This is a genomic window from Microlunatus spumicola, assembly GCF_039536445.1.
In the GTDB taxonomy this organism is placed as follows: domain Bacteria; phylum Actinomycetota; class Actinomycetes; order Propionibacteriales; family Propionibacteriaceae; genus Microlunatus; species Microlunatus spumicola.
On the sequence record NZ_BAAAYR010000001.1, the window covers coordinates 1,359,087 to 1,382,116 of the forward strand.

General features: G+C 73.2%; 18 protein-coding genes. 5 read left to right on the forward strand and 13 right to left on the reverse strand.

The features are described from left to right. Positions 1–31: 31 nt before the first annotated feature. From ABD665_RS06140 to ABD665_RS06160, 5 genes are all read right to left on the reverse strand, one after another. Positions 32–4,057: a glycosyl hydrolase gene (locus ABD665_RS06140; protein WP_204911761.1), complete on the reverse strand. Its 4,026-nt coding sequence runs from the start codon at positions 4,055–4,057 to the stop codon at positions 32–34. Between the two features lie 81 nt (positions 4,058–4,138). Beyond that, positions 4,139–5,422 carry an extracellular solute-binding protein gene (locus tag ABD665_RS06145; RefSeq protein WP_204911760.1) on the reverse strand — a complete coding sequence of 428 codons (1,284 nt, stop codon included), beginning with the start codon at positions 5,420–5,422 and terminating at the stop codon, positions 4,139–4,141. Between the two features lie 61 nt (positions 5,423–5,483). Continuing rightward, on the reverse strand, positions 5,484–6,308 hold the full coding sequence (locus ABD665_RS06150) for an ABC transporter permease subunit (protein ID WP_204911759.1): 825 nt from the start codon (positions 6,306–6,308) through the stop codon (positions 5,484–5,486). Between the two features lie 2 nt (positions 6,309–6,310). Then, on the reverse strand, positions 6,311–7,252 hold the full coding sequence (locus ABD665_RS06155) for an ABC transporter permease subunit (protein ID WP_204911758.1): 942 nt from the start codon (positions 7,250–7,252) through the stop codon (positions 6,311–6,313). A 135-nt stretch (positions 7,253–7,387) separates the two neighbouring features. Further along, complete coding sequence (locus tag ABD665_RS06160; protein WP_204911757.1) at positions 7,388–8,197, reverse strand: phytanoyl-CoA dioxygenase family protein; 810 nt, start codon at positions 8,195–8,197, stop codon at positions 7,388–7,390. Positions 8,198–8,266: 69 nt separating this feature from the next. Here ABD665_RS06160 and ABD665_RS06165 point away from each other — a divergent pair, with 69 nt between their 5' ends. Beyond that, a complete protein-coding gene (locus ABD665_RS06165; protein WP_204911756.1) occupies positions 8,267–9,115 on the forward strand; it encodes a helix-turn-helix domain-containing protein in 849 nt (282 codons plus the stop codon). 95 nt (positions 9,116–9,210) lie between these two features. Then, the gene (locus ABD665_RS06170) at positions 9,211–10,266 is read left to right on the forward strand and encodes a LacI family DNA-binding transcriptional regulator (protein WP_344741461.1); all 1,056 of its coding nucleotides are present in this window, start codon (positions 9,211–9,213) and stop codon (positions 10,264–10,266) included. A 17-nt stretch (positions 10,267–10,283) separates the two neighbouring features. On the opposite strand, the gene ABD665_RS06175 is transcribed toward ABD665_RS06170, so the two are convergent. Continuing rightward, positions 10,284–12,575 (reverse strand): family 78 glycoside hydrolase catalytic domain, encoded by a 2,292-nt coding sequence (locus ABD665_RS06175; protein WP_204911755.1) that lies wholly within the window; start codon positions 12,573–12,575, stop codon positions 10,284–10,286. A 192-nt stretch (positions 12,576–12,767) separates the two neighbouring features. Between ABD665_RS06175 and ABD665_RS06180 the strand changes: the two genes are divergently transcribed. Then, on the forward strand, positions 12,768–13,109 hold the full coding sequence (locus ABD665_RS06180; RefSeq protein WP_204911754.1) for an L-rhamnose mutarotase: 342 nt from the start codon (positions 12,768–12,770) through the stop codon (positions 13,107–13,109). Positions 13,110–13,176: 67 nt separating this feature from the next. Then, the gene (locus tag ABD665_RS06185; protein ID WP_204911753.1) at positions 13,177–14,109 is read left to right on the forward strand and encodes an NAD(P)-dependent oxidoreductase; all 933 of its coding nucleotides are present in this window, start codon (positions 13,177–13,179) and stop codon (positions 14,107–14,109) included. A 29-nt stretch (positions 14,110–14,138) separates the two neighbouring features. Here ABD665_RS06185 and ABD665_RS06190 read toward each other — a convergent pair whose 3' ends face one another. The 4 genes from ABD665_RS06190 to ABD665_RS06205 form a co-directional block, all read right to left on the reverse strand. Continuing rightward, a complete protein-coding gene (locus ABD665_RS06190; RefSeq protein ID WP_204911752.1) occupies positions 14,139–15,710 on the reverse strand; it encodes a carbohydrate-binding domain-containing protein in 1,572 nt (523 codons plus the stop codon). A gap of 72 nt (positions 15,711–15,782) precedes the next feature. After that, positions 15,783–16,547 carry a VTC domain-containing protein gene (locus ABD665_RS06195; protein ID WP_204911751.1) on the reverse strand — a complete coding sequence of 255 codons (765 nt, stop codon included), beginning with the start codon at positions 16,545–16,547 and terminating at the stop codon, positions 15,783–15,785. Next, entirely contained in the window at positions 16,544–17,149 is a 606-nt protein-coding gene (locus tag ABD665_RS06200; protein WP_204911750.1) for a DUF4956 domain-containing protein, read from the reverse strand. Before ABD665_RS06200 ends, ABD665_RS06195 begins: the two co-directional genes overlap by 4 nt. A gap of 114 nt (positions 17,150–17,263) precedes the next feature. Then, complete coding sequence (locus ABD665_RS06205; RefSeq protein WP_204911749.1) at positions 17,264–18,430, reverse strand: ROK family protein; 1,167 nt, start codon at positions 18,428–18,430, stop codon at positions 17,264–17,266. 114 nt (positions 18,431–18,544) lie between these two features. On the opposite strand from ABD665_RS06205, the gene ABD665_RS06210 reads away from it, so the two are divergent. Continuing rightward, positions 18,545–19,855, forward strand: coding sequence for a YbiU family protein (locus ABD665_RS06210; RefSeq protein WP_204911748.1), 1,311 nt, complete (start codon positions 18,545–18,547; stop codon positions 19,853–19,855). Positions 19,856–20,198: 343 nt separating this feature from the next. On the opposite strand, the gene larC is transcribed toward ABD665_RS06210, so the two are convergent. The 3 genes from larC to larE are packed head-to-tail and all read right to left on the reverse strand — an operon-like array spanning position 20,199 to position 23,001. Continuing rightward, positions 20,199–21,410, reverse strand: a complete 1,212-nt coding sequence (gene larC, locus ABD665_RS06215) for a nickel pincer cofactor biosynthesis protein LarC (RefSeq protein ID WP_204911747.1) — start codon at positions 21,408–21,410, stop codon at positions 20,199–20,201. Beyond that, positions 21,407–22,126 carry a nickel pincer cofactor biosynthesis protein LarB gene (gene larB, locus ABD665_RS06220; RefSeq protein ID WP_344741469.1) on the reverse strand — a complete coding sequence of 240 codons (720 nt, stop codon included), beginning with the start codon at positions 22,124–22,126 and terminating at the stop codon, positions 21,407–21,409. Before larB ends, larC begins: the two co-directional genes overlap by 4 nt. Next, complete coding sequence (larE, locus tag ABD665_RS06225) at positions 22,123–23,001, reverse strand: ATP-dependent sacrificial sulfur transferase LarE (RefSeq protein ID WP_344741471.1); 879 nt, start codon at positions 22,999–23,001, stop codon at positions 22,123–22,125. The genes larB and larE overlap by 4 nt, the downstream gene beginning before the upstream one ends. Positions 23,002–23,030: the final 29 nt, after the last annotated feature.

Consider the following 23,030-nt stretch of genomic DNA (forward strand, 5'->3'; position numbering starts at 1 on the left):
GGCGGGGTCTGCTGCGGGATGGCGGGCGACATCAGCCGCTCGCCGCCGGGCTCGTCAAGGTGACCGGTCCGAGGAGCCCGGACTGGAGCTGGGAGGGGAACACCCACACGGTCGGTGTCGACTCGTCCAGGAACGGCGCGAGCGTGTTGTAGACCGTCACCTCGACGGTCGCGGTCCGGCCGAGGGCCGGGAGCTCGAAGCGGTACGGCGCGCAGAAGGCACTGCCGACCTGCCGGCCGTCGACGCGGACGTCCACGCTCCCCCGCACGCGGCCCAGGTCGAGGACGACCGAGCCCGAGCCTGCGGGGACGTCCACCTCACGGGCGTAACGGACCGCCCCGCTCCAAGCGCGCAGCCCGACGTCGCGCCAGCTGCCGAGCTCGATCGGGGCGCGTGCGGTCGACACCAGGAGGGGCCCGTGCCAGGCCGCGCCGCCGCGGTCGAATGCTCGCGGCCCCGTCTCCACGATCAGGTCCGTCACCGCGGCGACGGGCTCCGGCAGCCGGACGGCGCCGTCCCGCACCTCGAGCGGCCGGCCGAGCAGCTCGACCGTCCCCGACCCCCGCAGGGGAAGGGTGACACCGGTGGTGCCGGCCGGCAGACGGACCCTGAACCGTTGCACCGCCGGCGCCGCCGAGACCGAGAAGGCGACATCGTCCACGGGTTCGCCCACCACGGGCGGCCCGTGCAGCCAGGCCGCCTCTGGCAGCGGGTGGCTGCGTTCGGCAGCGTGGGCCGCAGCCAGGTTGCTCCAGCGGCCGCGGTGCTCTTGCGACGGGGCGCTGGCACGGTCGGCGCCGGTTTCCCAACCGGGGCCGCTGACCAGGGTCACGACCTGGTCGCCGGCGGTGACGACGAGGTCGACGAAGACCACGTCCCGAGCGTCGGTGCTCTCGGTGACGATCTCGACGACGTGCTCGCCCGGGGTCAGGGTGCCGGTGAGGTCGTGGCTGAAGTACATGGGCGTCGCACCCCAGGACGCCTCGTAGTACTCGACCTTCTCCTGGCGCGCGACGTCCGTGCCGTCGACGAGGATCGAGAGCCCGGTCGCCGCCCCGACGACGAGGCGGGCCTCACCCGCACCGGGCGGCACCTCGAGACGGTTTCTATACGACACCCGACCCGTGGGCACGACGCCGTCGCCGACCGTCATGAACTGCGGTCGCGCCCCGAAGGAGCCGGGCCGGGCCAGCGCTACGAAGCAGCCGAGCAGGTCGCCCTCGCCGGAGAAGTCGAAGCCCGGGTGCGTCTCGGCGGCGCCGAGCTCGACCTCCAGGAGATTGACGCCGGCGGCGTCGACGGAGATGGTCGAGAGGTAACCCGACCCGGTCGGGACCTCGACGCCGTTCCACCACACACGGCGCGTGGCGGCGGCGCCCACGAGCAGGTCGGTCGGCCCCTCGAAGTTGGTGCGGACGAGGCTCCGAAGGACAGCCATCTCCCCGACGGCGGGGGCCGGCACCCTCAGGAACTCTTCGGCGACCATGCCCTTCGTGCCGAGGATGCCCCCGTCCTTGGGCAGACCCCGGCTACCAGACCAGGTGTGGACGACGAATCCCGGCTCGAGCAGCGTCCGGTCTCCCCTCCGTACCGCGGCCGCCGCTCCGACGCTCAGCGGGGCAGGTCGGTCAGCGGCTGCGACCGGTGCCAGCACTGCGGCCGCCTGCCCGGAGGTGACCGTCACCGGGGTCCAGCCCGAGCCGTCGGGCGCCGCCGACGCGTCCTCGGTCCAGTCGAGCGTCCACATCTGCAGCTCGGTCAGCGCGTCGCCGACGGGCAGGGCCAGGTCGCCCCAGGTGTTGTCGAGCGTCGGGACGAGCTCGCCGGTCCAACCCGCTCCGAGATCGGTCGTGCTCCCCGCCAGCGCGCCCGGGCCGACCGCTACCGGGGCAGCGTCCTCGTCCGCATCCGTCGAGGTGCCCGTGGGGTCGCCCTCGCGCCACACCAGGAGCACGGCCGGCGCCCCGTCGAGCGGGACGTCGATGCGCGAGCCCGCCTCCGTTCGGACGACGGGCACCGGCCGCTGCGACCCGGTCGCCGGATTCCACACCTCGGCGACCACGACCGGCGCGGGAACCGTGACCGTCTGAATCGCCGCGTAGCGGGCAGGGTCGAAGTCATGGTCGTCCCACTTCCACGTCTCGCGGCGCAGCGGGTACGCGCTGGCGTTCGGGAAGGCCCCGGTGACGAGGGCGAGTCCGTCGCGACCGGAGCGTCTTACGAGCAGGGGCACGTCGCCGGCAACGTGCGGCTCCCGATGCGCGAGGACGTCGACGACGCCCGCTGGGTCGGGCACTCGGTGCAGCGCGGAGTGCTCGCGCAGCCGGCGGACCGCACCGTCGTCACCGTCCCGGCCGGCGGCCAGCCGGGGCGGACGGCCCACGACCACCACCCGACCGCCAGCGTCGAGCAGCTCGCACAGCCGCTCCGCCGTCCTCGTCTCCAGCACGTCCGTCGACGGCAGCACGACCGTGCGGAAGCAGTGGTCCCGAATGGCGAGGCCCGCTCCGATGGTGTCTGTGGAGAGGGTGCTGCGGTGCAGGGAGTCGTCGTCGACGACGTCGAAGGAGACACCCGCCGCGTCGAGCAGGCCCACCCGGGTGTCGAACCAGTTGTTGGTGCCGCAGAGCTGCAGGTAGTGGTCCTGGGTCTCGTCGACCGCCGCGTAGGGTCCACCGACCTGCCCGTCACCGAAGTGCTCGACCGGGGCGTCGAGCGGGAGCAAGGCCTGCACGGTCGCGGTGGGGTGCAGCACCGCCACGTCGGCCTCGTGCGAGCCCCAGCTGAGCAGCGAGCAGAGGCGGGCGACGGTCTGCGAGAACTCGGGGTAGTGCCGCCAGTACGGCTGGCGCCAGTCGGTGGACGGCGGTGCCCACTCGAACCAGCCGCCCGCGGTCCCGAAGTATGTCGCGTGCGGGTTGTAGAGATTGGCTCCGCTGCGGAGGAACGGCAGCAGCCAGTCGTAGACGTCCTCGAGGGTGCCGCCCCAGCCGCTGGAGTGGAACGACTCGATCCACACCCGCGGGTGGCCGTAGAGGTGGGCCATGGAGCTGTGCACGCGGGCGTCGCCCTCGTGGTCGCTGCCTGCCGCGCTGTACCAGCGGTGGGTGCGGAAGTAGTCGGCGTAGAGCTGCGTCGACTGGGTCGGGAAGCCCGCACGCGCCGGGTTGAACTGGTCGCAGCCGAGCAGCATGCCGCGCTCGGCGTGCCAGTCCGCCAAGGGCCGGAAGAAGGCCTCTTCGGCGAGCTCGGACCGGACCCACCCGTAGTCGCCGCGGACCTTGGCCGAGGCGTCGTCGTCACCCGACCACAACGCCGGCAGATGGTCGAGCAGGTCGTAGCCCCGTCGAGCGCGGAACTCGTCGGCGAACCGGCCGGTCCAGGTGCCCGTCGCCGGGAGCTCGTCCTGGAAGCTGCCGACGACGACCGTGCCGAGGTGCTCCGGCACCCGCCGGTCGAACTCGTGGTGCACGAGGTCGACCAGCCGCTCGACCGCCGTCGGCTCGAGGTAGTCGAAGGCCGTCGGGACTGCGGTCACCACCTCGACCGTCGTGCCGTCGGGAGGCAGCCGCCCCGGTTCGAGGCGCTCGGCCCGTCCGCCGGGGGGCGTCGCCGCGTAGAGCGCGACCAGACGCTCCTGCCCCTGCAACGCGACCACACCCCGCTCGACCGTCGCGAAGCGGTGCCGCAGGCCCGAGCCGCTCGCCTCCGGATGAGCGTGGGTGATGCTGCCCTGCAGGTTGGCGCCCGAGAAGCCGATCTGGTCGTAGAACCAGATCTTCGTCCCCAGCTCGGCGGCGATCTCGCAGGTCTCGGTGAAACGGTCCCACCACGGCTCGCTGAACCACGCGGGGACGTCGGCACGGGCCGCGAAGATCGGCCCGGCCGGCGCCAGGTTGATCACCACGAGGTTCGTGATGCCCCCCTCGGCGAACCGCTGCAGCTGCCAGCGCATCCGCTCGCTGGTCACCTCGCCGCCGCTCCACCACCACAGCGGGGTGGGGCCGAACGTCGGCGGCGGGTCGGAGAAGAGCTTGCGGAGCTCGGGGCTGGTCACGGCGGCACTTCCCGGTCTGGACGTGGGTTGACGGGCGGCGGGGCGGCTGATGCCCGCCCCGCCGCTGGCGGACGGCGTGGGTCAGGCGCCCTCGGCGTAGACCTTGTCCATCTCCTTGGCCGCGTCGACGGAGCTGGTCTTGCCGGCGAGGAGCTGCTGCAGGACCTCGAAGTGGGTCTGCTGAACCTTTGCGTTCGGCCACAGCTGATCCATGAACGGGTCCGACTTGCCGTTCTTCAGGTACTCCACCGCGGTGTCCAGCGCCGGGTCCTGCTTGTAGTCGCTCGACGCGGGCAGCACCGGTACGGCTGCTGTCCCCGTGGCGTACACGGCCTGGCCCTCGGGCGACGTCAGGAACTCGATGAACGCCTTGCCTCCGTCCATGTTCTTGGCCTTGGCGTTCAGCCCGTACGCAGCGCCGAGCGCGGCAGCCATCCGGGTCGAAGCGGCGTCGTCGTTCGCGGGGAGCGGCTCGAACGACAGCTTCGTGCCGTCGGGGGCCGACTGCAGGATCGCCACCATCGATGCGTTCACCTGCACCGACGCCATCGCTTTGCCCTGACCGACGAGCTTGAGAGCGTCCTCGTACGTCGTCCCGAGGGAGTTGTCCTGGAAGCAGTCCGCCTTGTACATCTCGGTGTACTTGTCGAACGCTGTCACCCAGCCCGAGTCGGCGAACTTCGCCTTCCCCTCGGACATGTCGGAGGCGAAGTTCGGGTTCGGCCCGTAGACGATCGTGGGGGTCAGCGCGTACGGGATCAGCTGCGTGTTCCACGGCGTCGCGCCGGCGTAGGCGAACAGCGACTTCCCGGCAGACTTCGCCGTACCGCAGAGCTTGAGCATGTCGCTCCAGGTGGTCGGTGCCTTCCAGCCCGCCTTCTCCATCGCCTCGGTGTTGTAGGCAGCCCCGATGAACGCGGTCGTCGTCGGCGCGACGTAGGTCTTGCCGTCGACCTGGGTGACGCTCTTGAACGCCTCGGGAACGTCCTTCACGAAGGAGTAGCCGGACAGGTCCGCGATCAGACCGGCCTTCTGCACGACCTTCATCGCCATCGGGTTCCCGTCACCGCCCCAGGTGAAGAAGACGTCGGGAGCGGTCCCGCTCGTGAGCTGGGTACGCAACGTCGTCTGGTAGTTGTCGACGTCGGTGATCGTGACGGTGACCTGCGTGCCCGTCTTGGCGGTGAACGCCTTCGCCGCCGCCTCCGCCCCGGCCTTGTCGCTGCCCACGGAAGCGAAGGTGATGGTGCCGGCGCCGCCGGACGCGCCTTGTCCCGCTGGAGCCGCGGGGGTGTTGGAGCAGGCGCCTGCGGCGAGCACCAGGGCGCTGGTGGCCGCGAGCGCGGCGAGTGGTCGAGTACGCATTTCGTGCCCTTCGTTGGGAGGAACCGTCGCCGGCGACCGGCGACGTGCGTGGTGCGGAGCGTCAGCCCTTCAGGCCGCTGGCGAACCCCTGGATGACGGTGCGCTGGAGCAGGAAGTAGACGAGCAGGATCGGGGCGATGCTGATCACGAGGCCGGCGAAGACGAGGTTCCACTGGGAGACGTACTGGCCGACGAAGCTGTAGAGCGTCACGGGCACGGTCATCTGCCCGCTGCCGCTGAGGTAGAGCAGCGGGGTCAGGAAGTCGTTCCAGATGAAGATCACGTCGAGGATCACCACGGTGCCGGTCACCGGCCGGAGCAGGGGGAACACCACCGTCCAGAAGGACTGCGACGGGGAGGCCCCGTCGATCGACGCCGCCTCCTCGTACTCGGCGGGCAGGGCCCGCAGGAAGCTCGTGTACAGGAACACCGTGAACGGCATCTGCAGGCCCACGTAGAAGAGCACGAGCGACCACACGGTGCCGAGCAGGCCGAGGTCGCGCATGGTGACGTACAGCGGGATCAGCGCCAGCTGGAATGGCAGCAGGAGCCCGATCATGAAGACCGCAAAGGCCACCCGCGACCAGAGCCGGGTGACCCGAGCCAGCGGATAGGCCGCCATCGCGCCGAAGACGACGAGCACCAGCGTGGAGACCGCGGTCACGAGCCCGCTGTTGACCAGCGCGTTGCCGAGGAAGCCCTGGGTCCAGGCGTCGCCGTAGTTGGCGAAGGTGACCTGCGACGGGAGCGCGTACGGCTCAGCCGGGTCGTTCGAGCGCCGCAGCGACTGGTTGATCAGGATGTAGGCCGGGAAGAAGAACAGCAGTGCGACGACGATCATGACCGCTTCGAGGATCCCGGTGCGCCAGGTGTACCGCGTGATCATGGTCAGCCCCTGTTCTGCCGGTTCAGCAGGGCGTACTGGCCCGCCGACAGGACCGCGACGAGCACCGTCAGGACGAGCGCCATGGCGATGCCGTAGCCGAAGTCGCCGAACTGGAAGGCGTTCTTGTAGATCAGCGTCGACATGGTGTCGGTCGCGCCGCCCGGTCCGCCCCCGGTCATGACCCACACCTGGTCGAACAGCTTCAGGCCCCCGATGATCGAGAGCATCAGGTTGATCGTGATCGCCGGGGCCAGCTCGGGCCTGATGATGCTGAAGAAGCGTCGGAACGGGCCCGCGCCGTCCACGTACGACGCCTCGATCACCTCGGTCGAGATGCCTTGGAGGTTCGCCAGGAAGATCACCATCGAGTAACCGGCGAACTGCCAGACGATCACGAGGCAGATGCTCCACAGCGCGTAGTCGCTGTCGCCGATCCAGTTCCGCCGGAGCGAGCCGAGGCCGACCACGCCGAGCACCGAGTTGATGGCGCCGTTGGGCGAGAGCAGGTTCTGCCAGAGGTAGGCAGTCGCGACGGGTGTGATGATCGCCGGCGCGAAGAGCAGCACGCGCAGCACGTTGCGACTCTTGATCCTGCTGTTGACGCCGAGCGCGAGGAGCAGCCCGACCAGGTTCTGCACGATCGTGATGGTGAAGGCGATGAGCAGCGTGCGGCCGACCGCGGCGCGCGCCTTGTCGTCGGAGAACACCTGCGAGAACTGCTCGAGGCCGACGAAGTCCTTGTCGGCCGAGAGCCCGTTCCAGTCGGTGAACGCCAGTCCGGCGCCCTGGACGCTCGGCCACAGGACCACGAAGGCGTAGAGCACGGCGGCTGGCAGCAGGAACGCCCACAGAGTGGGCCGACGACGGCCGCGCGGACGGCGCGCCGGCTCTGCCGTCGCCCCCGCCGACGCCGCCGGCCGGAGCGTGGGAACGCCTAACGCCATACCCGACCCCCTTGTCGTTGATACGGTTCAATGAGCCGTGGTCACACCATAGGGGTGCGTTTCTCGCTACGTCAATCACGCCGCGATACCGATCCGACCGCCCTCGGAGCGCTGCGTTGAAACGTTGCCCTGTGCTCAGCGGGGGAGCGGCGGGAACTCCGCGTCGGGCAGCGGCTCGTCGACCCTCAAACCCAAGGGGTCGGTGCACACGTGCGGGCGGCCGTCGTACGCGACGTCGCGGTCGACGTAGATGACGACGTGCGCCAGCCGGACCTCGTCGGTGTCGTTCGCGTTGGCGGTGTGCGGGGTGTACCCGTTGTGGAACGTCACGTCACCGGCGCGCAGCGGGAGCGTGACCCGGGGCGCATAGGCGAGCTCGGGGGCCGCCTCGAACAGGTCCGTCCGGTCGGTCAGGTCGACCGCGCGGATGTCGTGCCGGTCCTGCTGGGCGGGCAGGAAGGTCATGCATCCACGCTCGACCGGGACGTCGACCAGCGCGACCCAGGCCGACAGGCTGTGCCGCGACCGGGCGTGCGGCCAGTAGGGCGCGTCCTGGTGGTACTCGGTCGCGGCGTGGTTGTGCGGCTTCTTCATCAGCAGCTGGTCGTGCCAGAGCCGGAGCGGCACGCCGGCGAGCTCGGTGGCGGCCTGGGCGAGCCGCGGGTGGAAGGTCAGCTCACGCAGCACCGGGTCGTCGCCCCATACGTTGACGACCTGCTTGAACGTGTCGTCCGTCGGGTTGAGCGCACGCCCCCGGTCGTACACCTCGCGCGCGGCGGCGGCGAAGCGCTCGACCTCGTCGGCGCATAGCACCCCGCGCAGCTGGACGAACCCGTTGCGGCGGTAGCTGTCGACGAGGTCGGCGTCCAGGCCGGCGCCGGCAGCCGGTGCTGGTCGGTCGGGGGCGGTCCGCACCGGTGCGGACGGGAAGAGTGTCTTGTTCATGGCTCCAGGCTGATCGCGACCCGGGCGCGGGGCTAGCACGATCCTCCCCCGCTGCCTCACGATGCTGGCGTGGACGTGCGACGCCTGACCCGTAGCGAGGTGTTCACCGCCGGCGTGGCGGTCGCCGCCTGGCCCGTCGTCGTCGCCGACCCCGTCCCCCCGCACGTCCACGACTTCGTCGAGCTCGCCCTGGTGACCACGGGGACGGCCCGCCACAGCACAGCCGCGGGCGCCTCGGTACTTGGGGCGGGCGACGTCGTGGTCGTCCGCCCCGGCGCCTGGCACGCGTACTTCCCCGGGCCGGAGGGGCCGTGCGAGGTCATAAACGTGTACCTCGGCCCGGAGACCCTGCACGCGGACCTGGCGTGGGTCCTGGACGACCCGCGGCTCGCTCGGCTGCTGCTGGTCGGTGGCCGGCTCGACCCGCCGCTGGCCGAGGTGCCGCGCCGTCGCGTCGAGGGCTGGCTGCACCAGCTGGCGCAGGAGCAGGCCGCTCCGGACCGGCGGCTCAACGCCGCGCTGCTGCAGTGCGCGCTCGTCGAGGTCTCCCGGGCCACGGCGCAGTGCGGTTCCGTGGCACCGCCAGCGCTCAGCGGCCCCGTGCGCGACGTTCTCCTGGCGATGACCGAGGACCTCGCCCGGCCGTGGTCGGTGACCGAGCTGGCCGCCCGGGCCGGCCTCAGCACCTCGGCCCTCCACCGGCAGTTCCGCGAACAGCTCGGCAGCGGCCCGGTGGAACGGCTCACCCTGCTCCGGGCCGAGGCGGCGGCCACACTGCTCGTTCAGACCGACCTGACCGTCGCCGCCGTCGGCCGACTGGTGGGGTGGCCCGACCCCAGCTACGCCAGCCGGCGGTTCCGGGCGATACACCAGGTCTCCCCTGCCGAGTACCGGCGACGGCACGCGGCGCGGAGGTGAGCAGGACCCGGACGATCCTGCACGCGGTGGTCTAATGAAACCGTTCAATGACGCTCTCGCCCTCCGGGACGACGTGCCCTGTGAGGAGGAGCCCCGTGCCCCGCAGGTCCTCGACGAGCATGAAGGACGTCGCCGCTCTGGCCGGCGTGTCCCTCGGCACGGTCTCGAACGTCGTCAACTCCCCAGCACTGGTCAGCGCCGCCACTCGCGACCGGGTCGAGGTCGCGATCCAGAAGCTGGGGTGGGTGCCGAACGAGTCCGCGCGTCAGCTGCGCGCCGGTCGGAGCCGGGTGATCAGCATGGTCGTCATGGACATCAGCAACCCGTTCTTCACCGACGTCCTGCGCGGCGTCGAGGACGAGGTCCACGACCGCGGTTACCACGTCCAAGCCAGCAACAGCGCCTCACAGCCGGAGCGCGAGAGCGAGCAGCTGCGGGTCCTCGAGCAGCAGCGGGTCGGCGGCGTGCTGCTGGCTCCCGTGGGCGGCCCGAACGGCCGGGCCGACGCGCTGCGGCGGCGCGGGATCCCCGTCGTCATCGTGGACCGCGCCGGCGACGAGACCGGCTACTGCTCCGTGTCGGTCGATGACGTCGAGGGTGGCCGAATGGCCACGGATCATCTCCTCGGCCTCGGGCACACGTCGGTGGCGGTGGTCGGCGGCCCGGGCACCCTGCACCAGGTGCGCGACCGCCGTCTGGGTGCCGAGATCGCCCGTGGGCAGCACGGCGGCACCGCGTCGTTGCTGACCGTCACGACGCCCTCCATGGAGGCCGCGTCCGGGGTCGCCGCCGCCGACCAGCTCGTCTCGCTGCCCGACGCCGAACGCCCGACCGCGGTCTTCGCGATGAACGACCTGCTCGCGATCGGGCTGCTCCAGGGCTTCGTGACCCACGGGCTGCGGGTGCCCGACGACGTCGCCCTCATCGGCTACGACGACATCTCCTTCGCCGCCTCGGCGGCGGTCCCGCTCTCCTCGGTCCGACAGCCGCGGGCCGACCTCGGCCGGCGTGCCGCCGAGCTGCTCTTCGAAGAGATGGACGCCGTGGACCACGACCTCGCCCACGAGCACCAGAGCGTGCGCTTCACCCCCGAGCTGGTGGTGCGGCGCAGCACCGCACCTGCCGGAGCGAAGGCTCCCGCGTCCGGCTGAGCGGCGCGCCGGGCGACTCAGACCAGGGCCGCCGCCACCTGGCCGGTGAGGTGGTGCGTTCCGGAGCCGATCTCCCGGTCCTGCTCGCCGGGCAGCCGGACGACGCCGCTGACGCCCTCGGGCAGGGTGACGTCGAGCTCGAGCGCACCCCCGTCGGCGACGGACCAGGAGACCGCGACCGGGCCGTGCGGGGACCGCAGCGAGGTCTTGGCCCAGGTGAGCCCGCCCCCGGGCTGCGGCGCCACCAGGACCCGGGCGTAGCCGGGTTCCAGCGGGGCGAGACCGGCGACCGTCCGGTGCAGCCAGTCGACCACCGCGCCCAGGGCGTAGTGGTTGAAGCTGGTCATCTCGCCCGGGTTGATGGTGCCGTCGGGCAGCATCGAGTCCCAGCGCTCCCAGACCGTCGTCGCGCCCATCGTCACCGGGTAGAGCCAGGACGGGCACTCCCGCTGCAGGAGCAGGGCGTACGCGTCGTCCAGGTGCCCGGTGACGGTCAGCGCGTCGGTGACGAACGGGGTGCCCGCGAAGCCGGTCTGGATGTGGTGGCCGCCCTCGCGGACCAGCTCGGCCAGCCGCTCCCCCGCCTGCGCCTGCCGGTCGGCGTCGAGCACGCCGAAGGCGATGGCGAGCGCGTAGACCGTGACGGCGTCGCTGGTGATGCGGCCGTCGGCGTCGACGTAGTGCTCGACGAACGCGGTCCGGGTCCGCTCCGCGACCTCGCGGAAGTGCGCCTCGTCCCCGTGACCGAGCAGGGCCGCGGTCTCCGCGACGAGGGTCGCGCTGCGGAACAGGCAGACCGTGGCCACCACGCCGGGGTCCGCCTTGGCGAGCAGCGGGTCCTCCGGCGGCGCCGTCGGGTCCAGCCAGTCGCCGAACTGGAAGCCGGTGTCCCACAGCCCGCTCGGCGACAGCAGCGACTCGACCCGGCGCACGTGCGCGGTCATCGAGCCGAACTGGTCCTCGAGGACCCGGCGGTCGCCGTACGCCTGCCACAGCGCCCACGGCACCCAGACCGCGGCGTCGCTCCACACCGCGGTGGAGTCGGGGTCGGGGAACGAGCTGGCCCCCGGGTCGCGGGCCAGCACGAGCTTGAGCACGTCGGGGACGACGAAGGCGACCATGCCGTCGGCGGCCCGCTGCTCGGCCTCCACGTCGCGCAGCCAGTCGCGCAGGAAGTCGCGTACGTCGAAGAGGTAGGCCGCGGACGGGGTGAACGCGGCGATGTCGCCCGTCCAGCCCAGGCGCTCGTCGCGCTGCGGGCAGTCGGTCGGCACGTCGAGGAAGTTGCCGACGGTGCCCCAGACCGCGTTGCGGTGCAGCTGGTTGACGAGCTCGTCGGAGCAGCTGAACTCCCCCGTCCGCTCGAGCTCGGAGGAGACCACGACCGCGGTCAGGTCCTCCGGCGCGAGCTCGCCCGGCCAGCCCTCCACCTCGGCGTAGCGGAAGCCGTGGAAGGTGAAGGTGGGCTCGAACACGTCGGCGGCGCCGCTCAGCACGAACGTGTCCGTGGCCAGCGCGCTCCGCAGCGGACGGGTGCCCAGCTCGTCGTGCTCCAGCACCTCGGCGTGGCGCAGGGTCACCGTCGTGCCGGCGGGGCCCTGGACGTGGACGCGCAGCCAGCCGACGAGGTTCTGGCCGAAGTCCACCAGCGTGCGCCCGGCCGGCGACGTCCACACCTCGACCGGGGCCACCTCGGCGATGCGGCGCACGGGCGGGCCGACGTACGGGGTGAGCGTCCCGAGGTCGAGCGTGCCCTCGTGGACCCCGACCCACGCGGGGTCGACGTGCCCGGGCCGCAGCCACGCGTCGTCGCGGCGGCGGGCGTCGATCGTCTGGCCGTCGTAGAGGTCGTTCGCAAGGACGGCGGAGGGCCCGGCGGTCCAGGAGCGGTCGGTGACCACGGTCTGCACGTGGCCGTCCGCGAACTCGACGGCCAGCTGCGCGAAGGCGCCCAGCTCGTCGCCGTAGTAGGCCCGGCCGCCGTTCCAGCCCAGCCGCCCGCGGAACCAGCCGTTGCCGAGCGCGATCCCGAGGACGACGGGTCCGGTGGGGTCGTCGCCGAGCAGGGCGGTCACGTCGTGCTCGCGGTAGCGCAGCCGCCACTCGTAGCTCGACCAGCCCGGGCTGAGCACCTCGTCGGCGACGGGGCGACCGTTCAGGAAGGCCTCGAAGACCCCCTGCGCGGTGATCAGCAGGGTGGCCCGGACGACGGCCCCGTGACCCTCGTCCAGCGCGACCTCCCGGCGCAGCAGCGGGGCGCCGTCGAAGTCCTCGTCGGGCGAGATCAGGACGGCAGACCAGTCGGGCATGGCACTCCTCGGTGAGAACGGCAGCGGGTGAGAACGCGAGATGAAACGTTCTAGTCGAGGCAATCATCGTCGCGTCGGGCTGTCAACCATCGCGCTCCCCGAGCCGTCGCACCGGGGTAACGGGCTCGCCGGGGACGTCGCTGGTACGGTTCAACCGCTCCGGTGGGTCCGGACACGAGGACGGGAGACCACGTGCCCCGCTACTGCCTCCGCGGACGGGTCAGGCCCGAGCACGTCGCCGAGTACACGCGGGTCCACCAGGAGGTCTGGCCCGAGATGCTCGACGCGCTGACCGAGGCCGGCTGGCGCCACTACTCGCTCTTCGTCTCCCCGGACGGCACCCTGGTCGGCTACGTCGAGGCGGACGACCTCGACACGGTGCAGCGCGCGATCCAGGCCACCCCGGTGAACGACCGGTGGCAGCGTTCCGTCGCGGCCCTGTTCGCGAGCGACGGCGCCCCGGACCAGGCGTGGGAGGTCCTGCCCGAGGTGTTCCACCTCGAGGGCGGCACCGCCGGGCGCGACCGGGGCTGAGCCCGAAGGCGACACCTCCCGACGGGACGGGGACCCGGCCGTGGGCGGGCTGGGAGAGGATCGGCCCGTGGCACGCGTGTGGCTCCCCTACGCCGACCTCGACGAGGCACGACGACGGCTCGGCGGCCTGCCTGCGGGGCTCGAGGTCGACTGCTTCCGGGCCGACGGCGACGACCCGCCCTCCTCCGCCGACGAGGTGGAGCTCGTCGTCCTGCCCTACATGCGCCCCGAGGGCCCGCACGTGCTGCGCGGCCTGCCGTCCCTGCGCGTCGTGCAGACGCTGACGGCGGGGGTGGACGACGTGCTCCCGTACGTGGCGCCGGGCGTGACCCTGTGCAACGCGGCCGGCGTGCACGACGCGAGCACCGCCGAGCTGGCGTTGGCGCTGATCCTGGCGAGCGGGCGGCAGCTGGACGTCTACGCCCGCCAGCAGGAGCACGGCGCCTGGCGGCCGGTGCCCGGCACCGCGCTGGCCGACCTGCGCGTCCTGGTCCTCGGCTACGGGCACATCGGGCAGGCGATCGAGGCCCGGCTCCGGGGGTTCGAGGTCGCCTCGGTCACCCGCGTCGCGCGCCGCCCCCGGTCCGAGCCCGAGGTCCACAGCGTCGACGAGCTTCCGGCGCTGCTGCCGTACGCCGACGTGCTGGTCGTGATCGCGCCGCTGACGCCCGCGACCGAGCGTCTGGTCGACGCGACCGCGCTGGCCCGGCTCCCGGACGGGGCGCTCGTGGTCAACGTCGCCCGTGGGCGGCTGGTCGACACCGACGCCCTGCTGGCCGAGACCCGCTCGGGGCGGCTCCGCGCCGCGCTCGACGTGACCGACCCCGAGCCGCTCCCGCCGGACCACCCGCTCTGGCGCACGCCGGGCGTGCTGATCTCCCCGCACGTCGGGGGCGCCAGCTCCGCCTTCCCGCCGCGCGCCGACCGGCTGGTCAAGGCGCAGCTCGAGCGCTTCGCCGCCGGCGAGCCGCTGGCGAACGTGGTGCACACCGGCGCCTGAGCGCGCACCCGGCCAGACCGGGACGGCGCTCAGCGCGGCGTCGGTGCACCGCCTGCGCCACCGCGCGGTCCGCCGCCCGCCCCACGTCCCCCGCCCGCCGTGGCGACGCCGGCCGTGACCGTCCCCGCCGCCGTCAGCCCTTCGGTCGTCCCGCCCGTGGAGAAGCCGGTCGCACCGGCGGCGTCGCCGACGAACAGCGCGTACGTCTGCCCGCTGGTGATGCCGTCGGCGGCGACGACGAGCGCCGAGGTCGTCTGGTCCACCGCCTGGCGCGCGAGCACGGTCCCGTCCTCGGACGCGACGACGACGACCTGCCCAGCGGTGGCCGGGGTGCTCAACGACGCCGCCACCCAGCCCCGGGTGGAGCTCGTCGCGGGCGAGGTCGAGATGCCGCCGAGGGCCACCAGCGTCCCGCCGTCCACGGGGAAGTCGCCGTTCACGTCGACCGACCCGGTGCCGCCGCCCCCGGCGGAGCCCGCCTCGACGACCGTGGTCCCGCCGGTGATGATCGCGGAGCCGTTGGAGTCGATGCCGTCGCCCTGCGCGACGCCCACACGGACGTCTCCACCGCTGATCGTCAGCAGCACGCCGTCCTGCACGTCCTCGCCGCCGCCCTCGACCAGCCCGTCGGTCGCGTTCAGGCCGTCGTCGGTGGCCGTCACGTCCACCGTCCCGCCGGCGACCGTGATCCGCGCCGCCTCCAGGCCTTCCTCCGAGCCGGTCACCGTCAGGGTGCCCGCGGCGACGTTGATCGCCCCCACCGCGTCGACGCCGTCGCTCTTCGCGGTCAGGGTGACCGTCCCCGCGTCCAGCTGGAACCAGCCGGGCTCGGCCGTGTCCTCGTTGTCCGCCTTCAGCCCGTCGCCGCCGGCGTCGACCGTCAGCGAGCCGCCCTCGACCACGAGGTAGTCCTTGCCGCGGACGCCGTCGTCGGCCGCCGTGACGTCGACGGTCCCGGACAGGATCACCAGGCCGTCCTTGCTGGCGATGCCGTCGTTGCTCGCTCCGGTGACCTTCAGCGTCCCGCCGCCGGCGACCGTGAGGTCCGCCATCGAGAAGAGGGTGGCGGTCGGGGCGTCCGTCTCCTCGTCGTCCGCCCCCGACCCGGCGCCGTCGGCGAGCGTGCTGTTGGTCCCGTCCGCGAGCACGACGACGGCCTCGTCGGCCTCGGAGACGACGAGCGGCGAGGTGCTGGTCGAGGTGATCGAGGCGCCGTCGAGCACGACCTGCACCGTCCCGTCGCCCGGGCTGGCGACGAGGACCTGCCCGTCGGAGAGGGTTCCGGAGACGACGTACGTCCCGGCCCGGCTGATCGTGACGACGTCGCCCTGGACCGTCGCCCCGTCGCCGTCGACGGTGGTGCCGCCGTCCTTCAGCACGACCTTCGTCGCCCCGTCGGCGCTCCAGTCCCCGTCGCCCGCGTCCGCGTGCGTGTCGGCGGGGGTGGTGAACGTCGCGGCCGTGACGGTCGATGAGGTGCTCGAGCCGGTGGTCGTCGTGTCGTCGGTGGTCGAGCCTGTCGCGCTGCAGCCGGTGGCGACGGCCAGCAGGAGGGCGAGGGCCGCGAGGGCCCGTCGGGGTCGGGAGAAGGGTGAGGGCACGAGGTGCTCCGATCGGTGATGGTCGGGTCAGGTCGGGTGGTCGGGTCGGGTCAGGTCGGGTCGGCGTACGGGTCAGGGCGCGAGGTGGCGGTGCAGGGCGCGATACCACTTCAGGGGCGGGAGCTCGGGGTGCAGGGCGGCCATGCCGAGGCCGTACTTGGACAGCCGGACCGGGCGGTGGCCGTGGCGCCACAGCAGCCGGTCCACCTCCGACGGCGTCGCGCCGGTCTTGGTCTCGACCACGGCCAGGCCGGGCCGCTCGAGCACGCGGTGGTCGGGCAGCGACTCCCAGGCCAGGTCGACGTCGACGGTCGCCCGGGTGCCCGAGCCCGGCAGGTAGAGGGTGGACCGCCGGTAGTGCGTCGTGAGGACCGGCCGCAGCGCGGCCGCGGTCGGCAGGTCCAGGACGGCGGCCACGAACCCCGCCCCCTCGACGCCGAGCCATGAGCCCGACGACAGCGGGGCGTGCTCGACCCGCTGCTTGTGGCTCTGGTCCCGCGCCACCCGGGTCTTGACCTCCAGCCAGGACGTCCGCGTCTCCAGGTAGCTGCGCGTCCGCACCTTCCACCGCCGCCGGCGGGAGCGCCCGGCGTCGGTGTAGCTGGTCCGCTCGGCCGTGTCGAGGTAGGTCGAGCGGTAGCCGAGCTCGCGACGGTGGTCGATCTCCAGCACCCGGGTGCCGTCCGGCAGCTCCCGCAGCAGCTCGCGCGCCCGGTCCACGGGCAGCACGTACTTCCGGTCCACGCGGGTCAGCAGCGCGGCCCGGTCGACGAGCTCGTCGAGGCTGATCGGTGCGAGGTCGAGGTCGGTCACGGCCCCGAGGCTCGTGGTGCTCATCGACGGGCGAGGACGCGGTCAGCGGGTGTGGCCGGCTCGCGCAGGTCGTCCGGTTCCGTGGTCGCCGGCGCGTGGCGGAGCTCGACGGCCGTCGTGTCGTTCACCAGGTCGGTCCGGAGGATCTTGACCGACGCGACCGAGAGGCCGTGCACGGCGGACAGGTAGGCGGCGGCATCAGCCGGCCGGGTGAACGCCCGGTCCACGACCACCTGGCTCGTGGACACGCGGCCCCGCACCCACGAGGCGTCGCCCACGCCGATCGCGGTCAGGACGGCGGCCATCAGGGCGAGGTCCACCCAGGACGGCGCCTGGTCGAGCCCGCCGAGCAGGCCCAGGGTGAGGGCGGCGAAGTAGTAGGCGACCTCGCTCTGGGTCAGCTCCTGGGACCGCAGCCGGATGATCGACAGGATCCCGAACAGCCCGAGGCCGAGCCCGGCGCCGATCGTCGAGGTCGACAGGGCCGCCGACACGGCGAGCACGCCGACGTTCGCGGTGAGGATCGCGACCACGAGCTCGGGCTTGCGGTGGCGGGGCAGGAAGAACACGAAGACGAGGACGCAGATCGCGACGACGTCGGCGACGTAGAGGGTGAAGGCCGGCACGGGAGTCTCCTGGGGCTGGGGTGGCTGCGCCCATCTAGCCCGACCGGGCTGTTCGCGCGGCCTCTCCTCCCTGTACGTCGACTGTGCGCCTCCCGCGCCCGGGGCAGGCCCCGCTCAGGCCGGGTCCGGCTGGTCGAACAGGCGCGTCCGCAGCGCGCGCAGCGCCGCCACCCGGGCGCCGAGCAGCGGAGCGGCGGGGCCCAGGGAGGCCGCGACGACCGGCGTCGGCGGGACGAGCAGCGCGTCGGTCCGGGCGGAGAGCCGGTCGAGGAAGCCCGGCGCGCCCGCCCAGGGTCCGCCGACCACGACCGCGGCCGGGTCGAGCAGCGCCGCCACGGAGGCGAGGGCACCGGCCACGGCGTCCACCACGGCGTCGCCCCGGCGCCGGTCCTCGTCGGACCGGGCCGCGAGGGCGTCGACGACCGCACGTACGTCGATGGTGTCCGAGCCCGGACGCAGCAGGCCGAGCGCCCCGAAGCACTCCCCCAGCCGCATCGCCCGCCCGTCCGGACCCGTGGTCAGGACGTGCGCGGGTTCGCCGGCCAGGCCGCTGTGGCCGCGGACCAGCCGCCCGCCCTGGACGACCGCGCCGCCGAGGCCGTGGCCGAGGTGCAGGTAGCAGAAGTCGTCCAGCCCCGCCGCAACACCCGCGTCGTGCTCGGCCAGCGCCGCCCAGTTCACGTCGTTGTCGACGTCGACGTCCGCGCCGGCCAGGGCGTCGAGCAGCGGCGCGAGCAGCGCCCGCGGGTCCAGCTCGTCGACCAGGAACGGCGAGTGCGGCAGGTGCACGAGCCGTCCCGACGCACGGTCGACCGGCCCGGCGAGCGAGATCGAGCAGGCGCGCACGGGGCCGGGCGACCCGGCCGTCGCGTCGTCGACGAGAGCGAGGAGCAGCGGTTCGAGGGCGGCGGCGGCCACGGGGCTCGGCGTCTCCCGCTCGACCCGGCGGAGCACCTCGCCCCGGACGTCGAGGAGCTCGGCGACGAGCCCGTCCGGCCCCCCCTCGAGCGCCAGGGCCACCCCCAGGTCGGAGCGGAGGCGGTAGCGGACCCCGGCCGGCCCGCGCCGCCCCGACGGCGCGGCTCCCGCCTCGGTGACGACCCCGTCCCGCTCGAGGCGGCGCACGCTCTCCGAGACGGTGGGCTTGGAGATCTGCGTGGCCGCGGCGATGTCGGCGCGGGTCAGCGCCTCGGTCTGGAGCAGCTGCTCGACCACGTGCCGGTCCGTGATGCGGCGCAGCAGGGCGAGGGACGCCCGGGGAGCGTCCTGCACGTCGGTCATCGGCACCTTCGGGGTCGGATCTGTCAGGAGTCCTTGCAGATTAGCGGGTGCTCCTCTAGAGTCCGGGACCAGGAACCAGAAAGAGTCCTAACTATTCGACCCAGGAGGCCCCGCATGACCAGCACCGCCGCTCCGTCAGCCCCCGTCAGCCCGCTGACGGGCCTGCCGCACTGGGAGAGCATCCCCGACGACATCCCGGCCGCGACCGCCGAGGTGAAGGCCGCGATCCGCGCCCGCATCGAGGCCTCCGGACGCACGGTCGCGCAGGTCGTCGCGGAGGTCGAGGCGTTCCTCGAGGAGGAGATCGCCGACATCGAGGCCACCCGGGCCCGCGGCGAGGAGGTGTGGCCCGTGATCGACTACGCCGACATCGCCGCCGACCGGGTGTCCGACGAGACCCTGGCGCTCGTCCGCCGTCGCGGCTGCGCCGTCGTGCGCGGCCACTTCCCCCGCGAGCAGGCCGAGCGCTGGGACGCCGACGTCGTCGACTACGTCGAGTCCAACCACTTCTTCAAGACGTACGCCGGTCCCGCCGACGACTTCTTCGGCTCGCTGGGCTCGGAGATGAGCAAGCCCGAGATCTACCCGATCTACTGGTCGCGCGCGCAGATGGAGGCCCGGCAGGACGCGCGGATGGCCACGGTGCAGGCGTTCCTGAACCGCCGCTGGACGTCGGAGAGCGAGGGTCGGCGGTGGTTCGACCCGGAGGTCGACACCCTCTACCCCGACCGGATCCGCCGCCGTCCGCCCGGCGCCACCTCGGGCGGGCTCGGCACCCACCTGGACCCCGGGACCCTCGACCTCTGGATGACCGAGGGCTACCAGCAGCACTTCCGGCACCTGTTCTCCGGCGACGTGGCCGCGTACGACCCGTGGGACGCGGCCTACCGGACGGAGGCCACGCAGTTCCCCGGCTCGACGATGTGCTCGGCCTTCCGCACGTTCCAGGGCTGGACCGCGCTCAGCGAGATGCGCCGCGACCAGGGCGTGCTGCACACCGTGCCGATCCCCAAGGCGATGGCCTACCTGATGCTTCGCCCGCTCCTCGACGACGTGCCCGACGAGGAGATGTGCGGCGTCCAGCCGAACCGCACGTTCCCGGTCAACGAGCGCTACCACGCGATCCTCACCCGGGCCCTGTCCGGCATCCCCGACGTCGCGCCGGGCGACTCGGTCTGGTGGCACTGCGACATGATCCACGCGGTCGCACCCGTCACCGACCAGCAGGGCTGGGGCAACGTCATCTACATCCCGGCTGCGCCGCAGTGCACCAAGAACGAGGCGTACGCCGGCCTCGTCCGTGAGGCGTTCCTGGCCGGCAACAGCCCGCACGACTTCCCCGAGGAGAACTACGAGGCGAGCTGGGCGAACCGCTTCCAGCCGGACGACCTCAACGAGGTCGGGCGGCGCGGCCTCGGCCTCTGACGAGATCGTGCTCGATAACGCCCCCTCGATCCACCCGACCGTCCGAGCGCACGCTCAGCGGCGACCGGCGGCGGGATCGAGGAGGCGATTCTGAGCAGAATCCGGCAGCGATGCTTCCGGCACCCGCTGACCCGTCTGGTCCTCCTCGCGCCCCCGGAACGCCCCCTGAGCCTGTCGAAGGGCCTCGCAGAGGTCGGCCCAGCGAAGACGCCGACCACGTCGTGGCCCTTCGACGAGCTCAGGGGGCGTTTCCGCAGCGTGAGCGCGTGGCCGGAGCCGGGACGGACGGGAAGGGGGACGAGCTCCGGCCGACGGGCTCGCTCCTGGTCCACGACGCGGAGGGCTAGGCCGGGGGCAGCGGCGCCCCCGGAACCAGGCCCGCCGCCGCGGCGGCCGTCACCGCCGCCGCCATCACGGCCACCTCGGGCCGGTCGGTCGTCCGGGCCAGGGCGGCGACAACGTCGAACTCCGGCGTCGCCGTGATGATCACGCCGCCCGCGTGGCTGATCTTGACCGGGACCGCGTGATCGTCGACCTGCACGTCGACCCAGACCCGCGGCAGCATGAACTTCGTCGTCGGCGCTTGCCGTACGCCTATCGTCGACGTCTGCGCGAAGACCACGTCGCGGAGCCGCGCCGCGTCGTCGGGGGCGCAGAGGACGTGCAGCGTGTGCGCGGGGCGGCCCTTCTTCATCAGGACCGGCACCAGCCAGGCGTCCTGGGCGCCGGCCGCCATCAGGGCCGTCAGCACGCCGGGCCAGAGCCGGGGATCGAGGTCGTCGACGTTCGCCTCGACCACGACGGCGGGCGTGCCCTCGGACGCGGTCGCGGTCGCGGCCTCGCGCTCGCCCAGGAACACCCGGGTGACGTTCGGCCGCCCGGCCACGTCGCGCGTGCCGGCACCGGTCCCGGACCCCTCGACCGTCATCGACGGCAGGTCCTCGCAGGCGTCGCCGAGCGTGGTCACGAGGGCCATCCCCGTCGGCGTCGTCAGCTCGCCCTCGCCGCCGGCCCGGACGCGCCAGCCGCGCGAGAGCTCGACCACCGCCGGCCCGGGCACGGCGATCCGCCCGTGCGCCATACGGACGGTCCCCGAACCCACCGCGACCTCGCCCGCGCTCAGCGTCTGCACGCCGAGGTCCGCGACCGCCGCGCAGACCCCGACCACGTCGGCGATCGAGTCGAGCGCGCCGACCTCGTGGAAGTGCACGTCTTCCGCGTCGATGCCGTGCGCCCGGGCCTCCGCGTCGGCCAGCGCGGCGAAGACGCGCGTGGCGTCGAGGCGGACGCGCTCGTCGAGGTCGGCCTCGGCGAGCATCCGGTGGATCGTCCGCCAGTCGCGGTGCGGGGGGTCGTCGACCCGCATGACGACGTCCGCCTTGGTCGCCCGCATCCCGGCGCGGGTGACCGGCTGGACCTCGACGGTGACCGAGCCCGCGACCACCGCATCCACGGCGCGCTGCACCGCGACGAGCGAGGCGCCCGCGTCGAGGAGCGCGCCGAGCAGCATGTCCCCCGCCACCCCGGCGGAGGCGTCGACCCAGAGGTGCCTCACGCGCGGTCCTGCTCGTGCTGCCGGTCCTCGTCGGGCGACGGTTCCGCGATCTGCGCGGCCAGGTGGCCGGCGCCGTAGCCGTTGTCGATGTTCACGACGCTGACGCCGGGCGCGCAGCTGTTGAGCATGGTCAGCAGCGCGGCCACGCCCCCGAACGACGCCCCGTAGCCGACCGACGTCGGCAGCGCGACGACGGGCGCCCGCACCAGGCCCGCGACCACGCTCGGGAGCGCGCCGTCCATGCCCGCCGCGACGACGACCACGCGCGCGGAGCGGAGCAGGTCGAGCTTGCCGAGGATCCGGTGCAGCCCGGCGACCCCGACGTCGACGACGAGCTCGGCTCGGCGCCCGAGGTAGCGGGCGGTCAGCCAGGCCTCCCTCGCGACCGGCAGGTCGGACGTGCCGGCGGCGAGCACGAGGACGAGCCCACCGGTGCCGCCGGGGATCTCCGGGGGCCAGGCGAGCAGGCGGGCGTCCGGGTCCCAGGCCGCGTCGGGCAGCGCCGCGTGGACGGCGGCGGCGTGCTCCTCGCTGGCCCGGGTGAAGAGGGTGACGACGTCGGGCCGCTCGGCGACGGCCAGCGCGATCTGCCGGACCTGCTCGGGGGTCTTGCCCGCGCAGTAGACGGCCTCGGGGTAGCCGCGACGGTCCTGCCGGCCCAGGTCGAGCTCGGCGAACGCCGACAGCTCCGAGGGGCCGGGATCGGCTGCGCTCACGCGTGACCCTGCAGGACGGTCAGGGTGAAGGCGCCCGGCTGCATCGTGCCGAGGTCCAGCACGACGTAACGGAACCCGGCGGCGAGCACCGCCTCGCGGACGGCGCTGCGCAGGGGTTCCTGGGCGGCGCGCGCCAGGTCGTCCCCCGGCAGCTCGAGGCGGGCGATGTCGTCGTGGTGGCGCACCCGGAAGTCGCCGAGGCCGAGACGGCGCAGCCCGCTCTCGGCCACGTCGATCTGGCGCAGCTTCTCCGGGCTGACCTCGGAGTGGTGCGGGATGCGCGAGGCCAGGCACGGGGCCGCGGGCTTCTCCGCGCACGGCAGCGCCCAGGCCCGGGCGACCGCGCGTACGGCGGCCTTGTCCAGCCCGGCGTCGCGGAGCGGGGCCAGGACGCGGTGCTCCACGGCGGCGCGGCTGCCGGGCCGGTCCGGGCGCTGCGCGTCGTCGAGGTTCTCCCCGTACGCGACCGCGTCGAGCGCGTACGTGGCGACCACCTCGTCGGAGATCTTGGTGAAGAGCTCGTTCTTGCAGTGGAAGCAGCGGTCCGGCCCGTTGGCCACGTAGGCCGGGTTGCTGCCCTCGTCCGTCGCCACCTCGACCAGGGCCGCACCGATCACCTGCGCGACCTCGTGCGCGGCGGCACGCTCGTCGGAGGCCAGGCTCGGGGAGACCCCGAGGATCGCGACGACCCGGCTCGGCCCGAGCACCCGGACCGCGGCGGCGAGCAGCACGGAGGAGTCGACGCCGCCGGAGAAGGCGACGCCGAGCCGGTTCACGCCCTGCAGCGCGGTACTCACCGCCGCCAGCGCCCGGTCCTCGACGGAGAGGTCGGCGGAGGTCTCCGGGGAGACGTCGAGGCTGCTGTTCACGGGCACCACCCCATCATCGTCGCCCGGACGGCCGA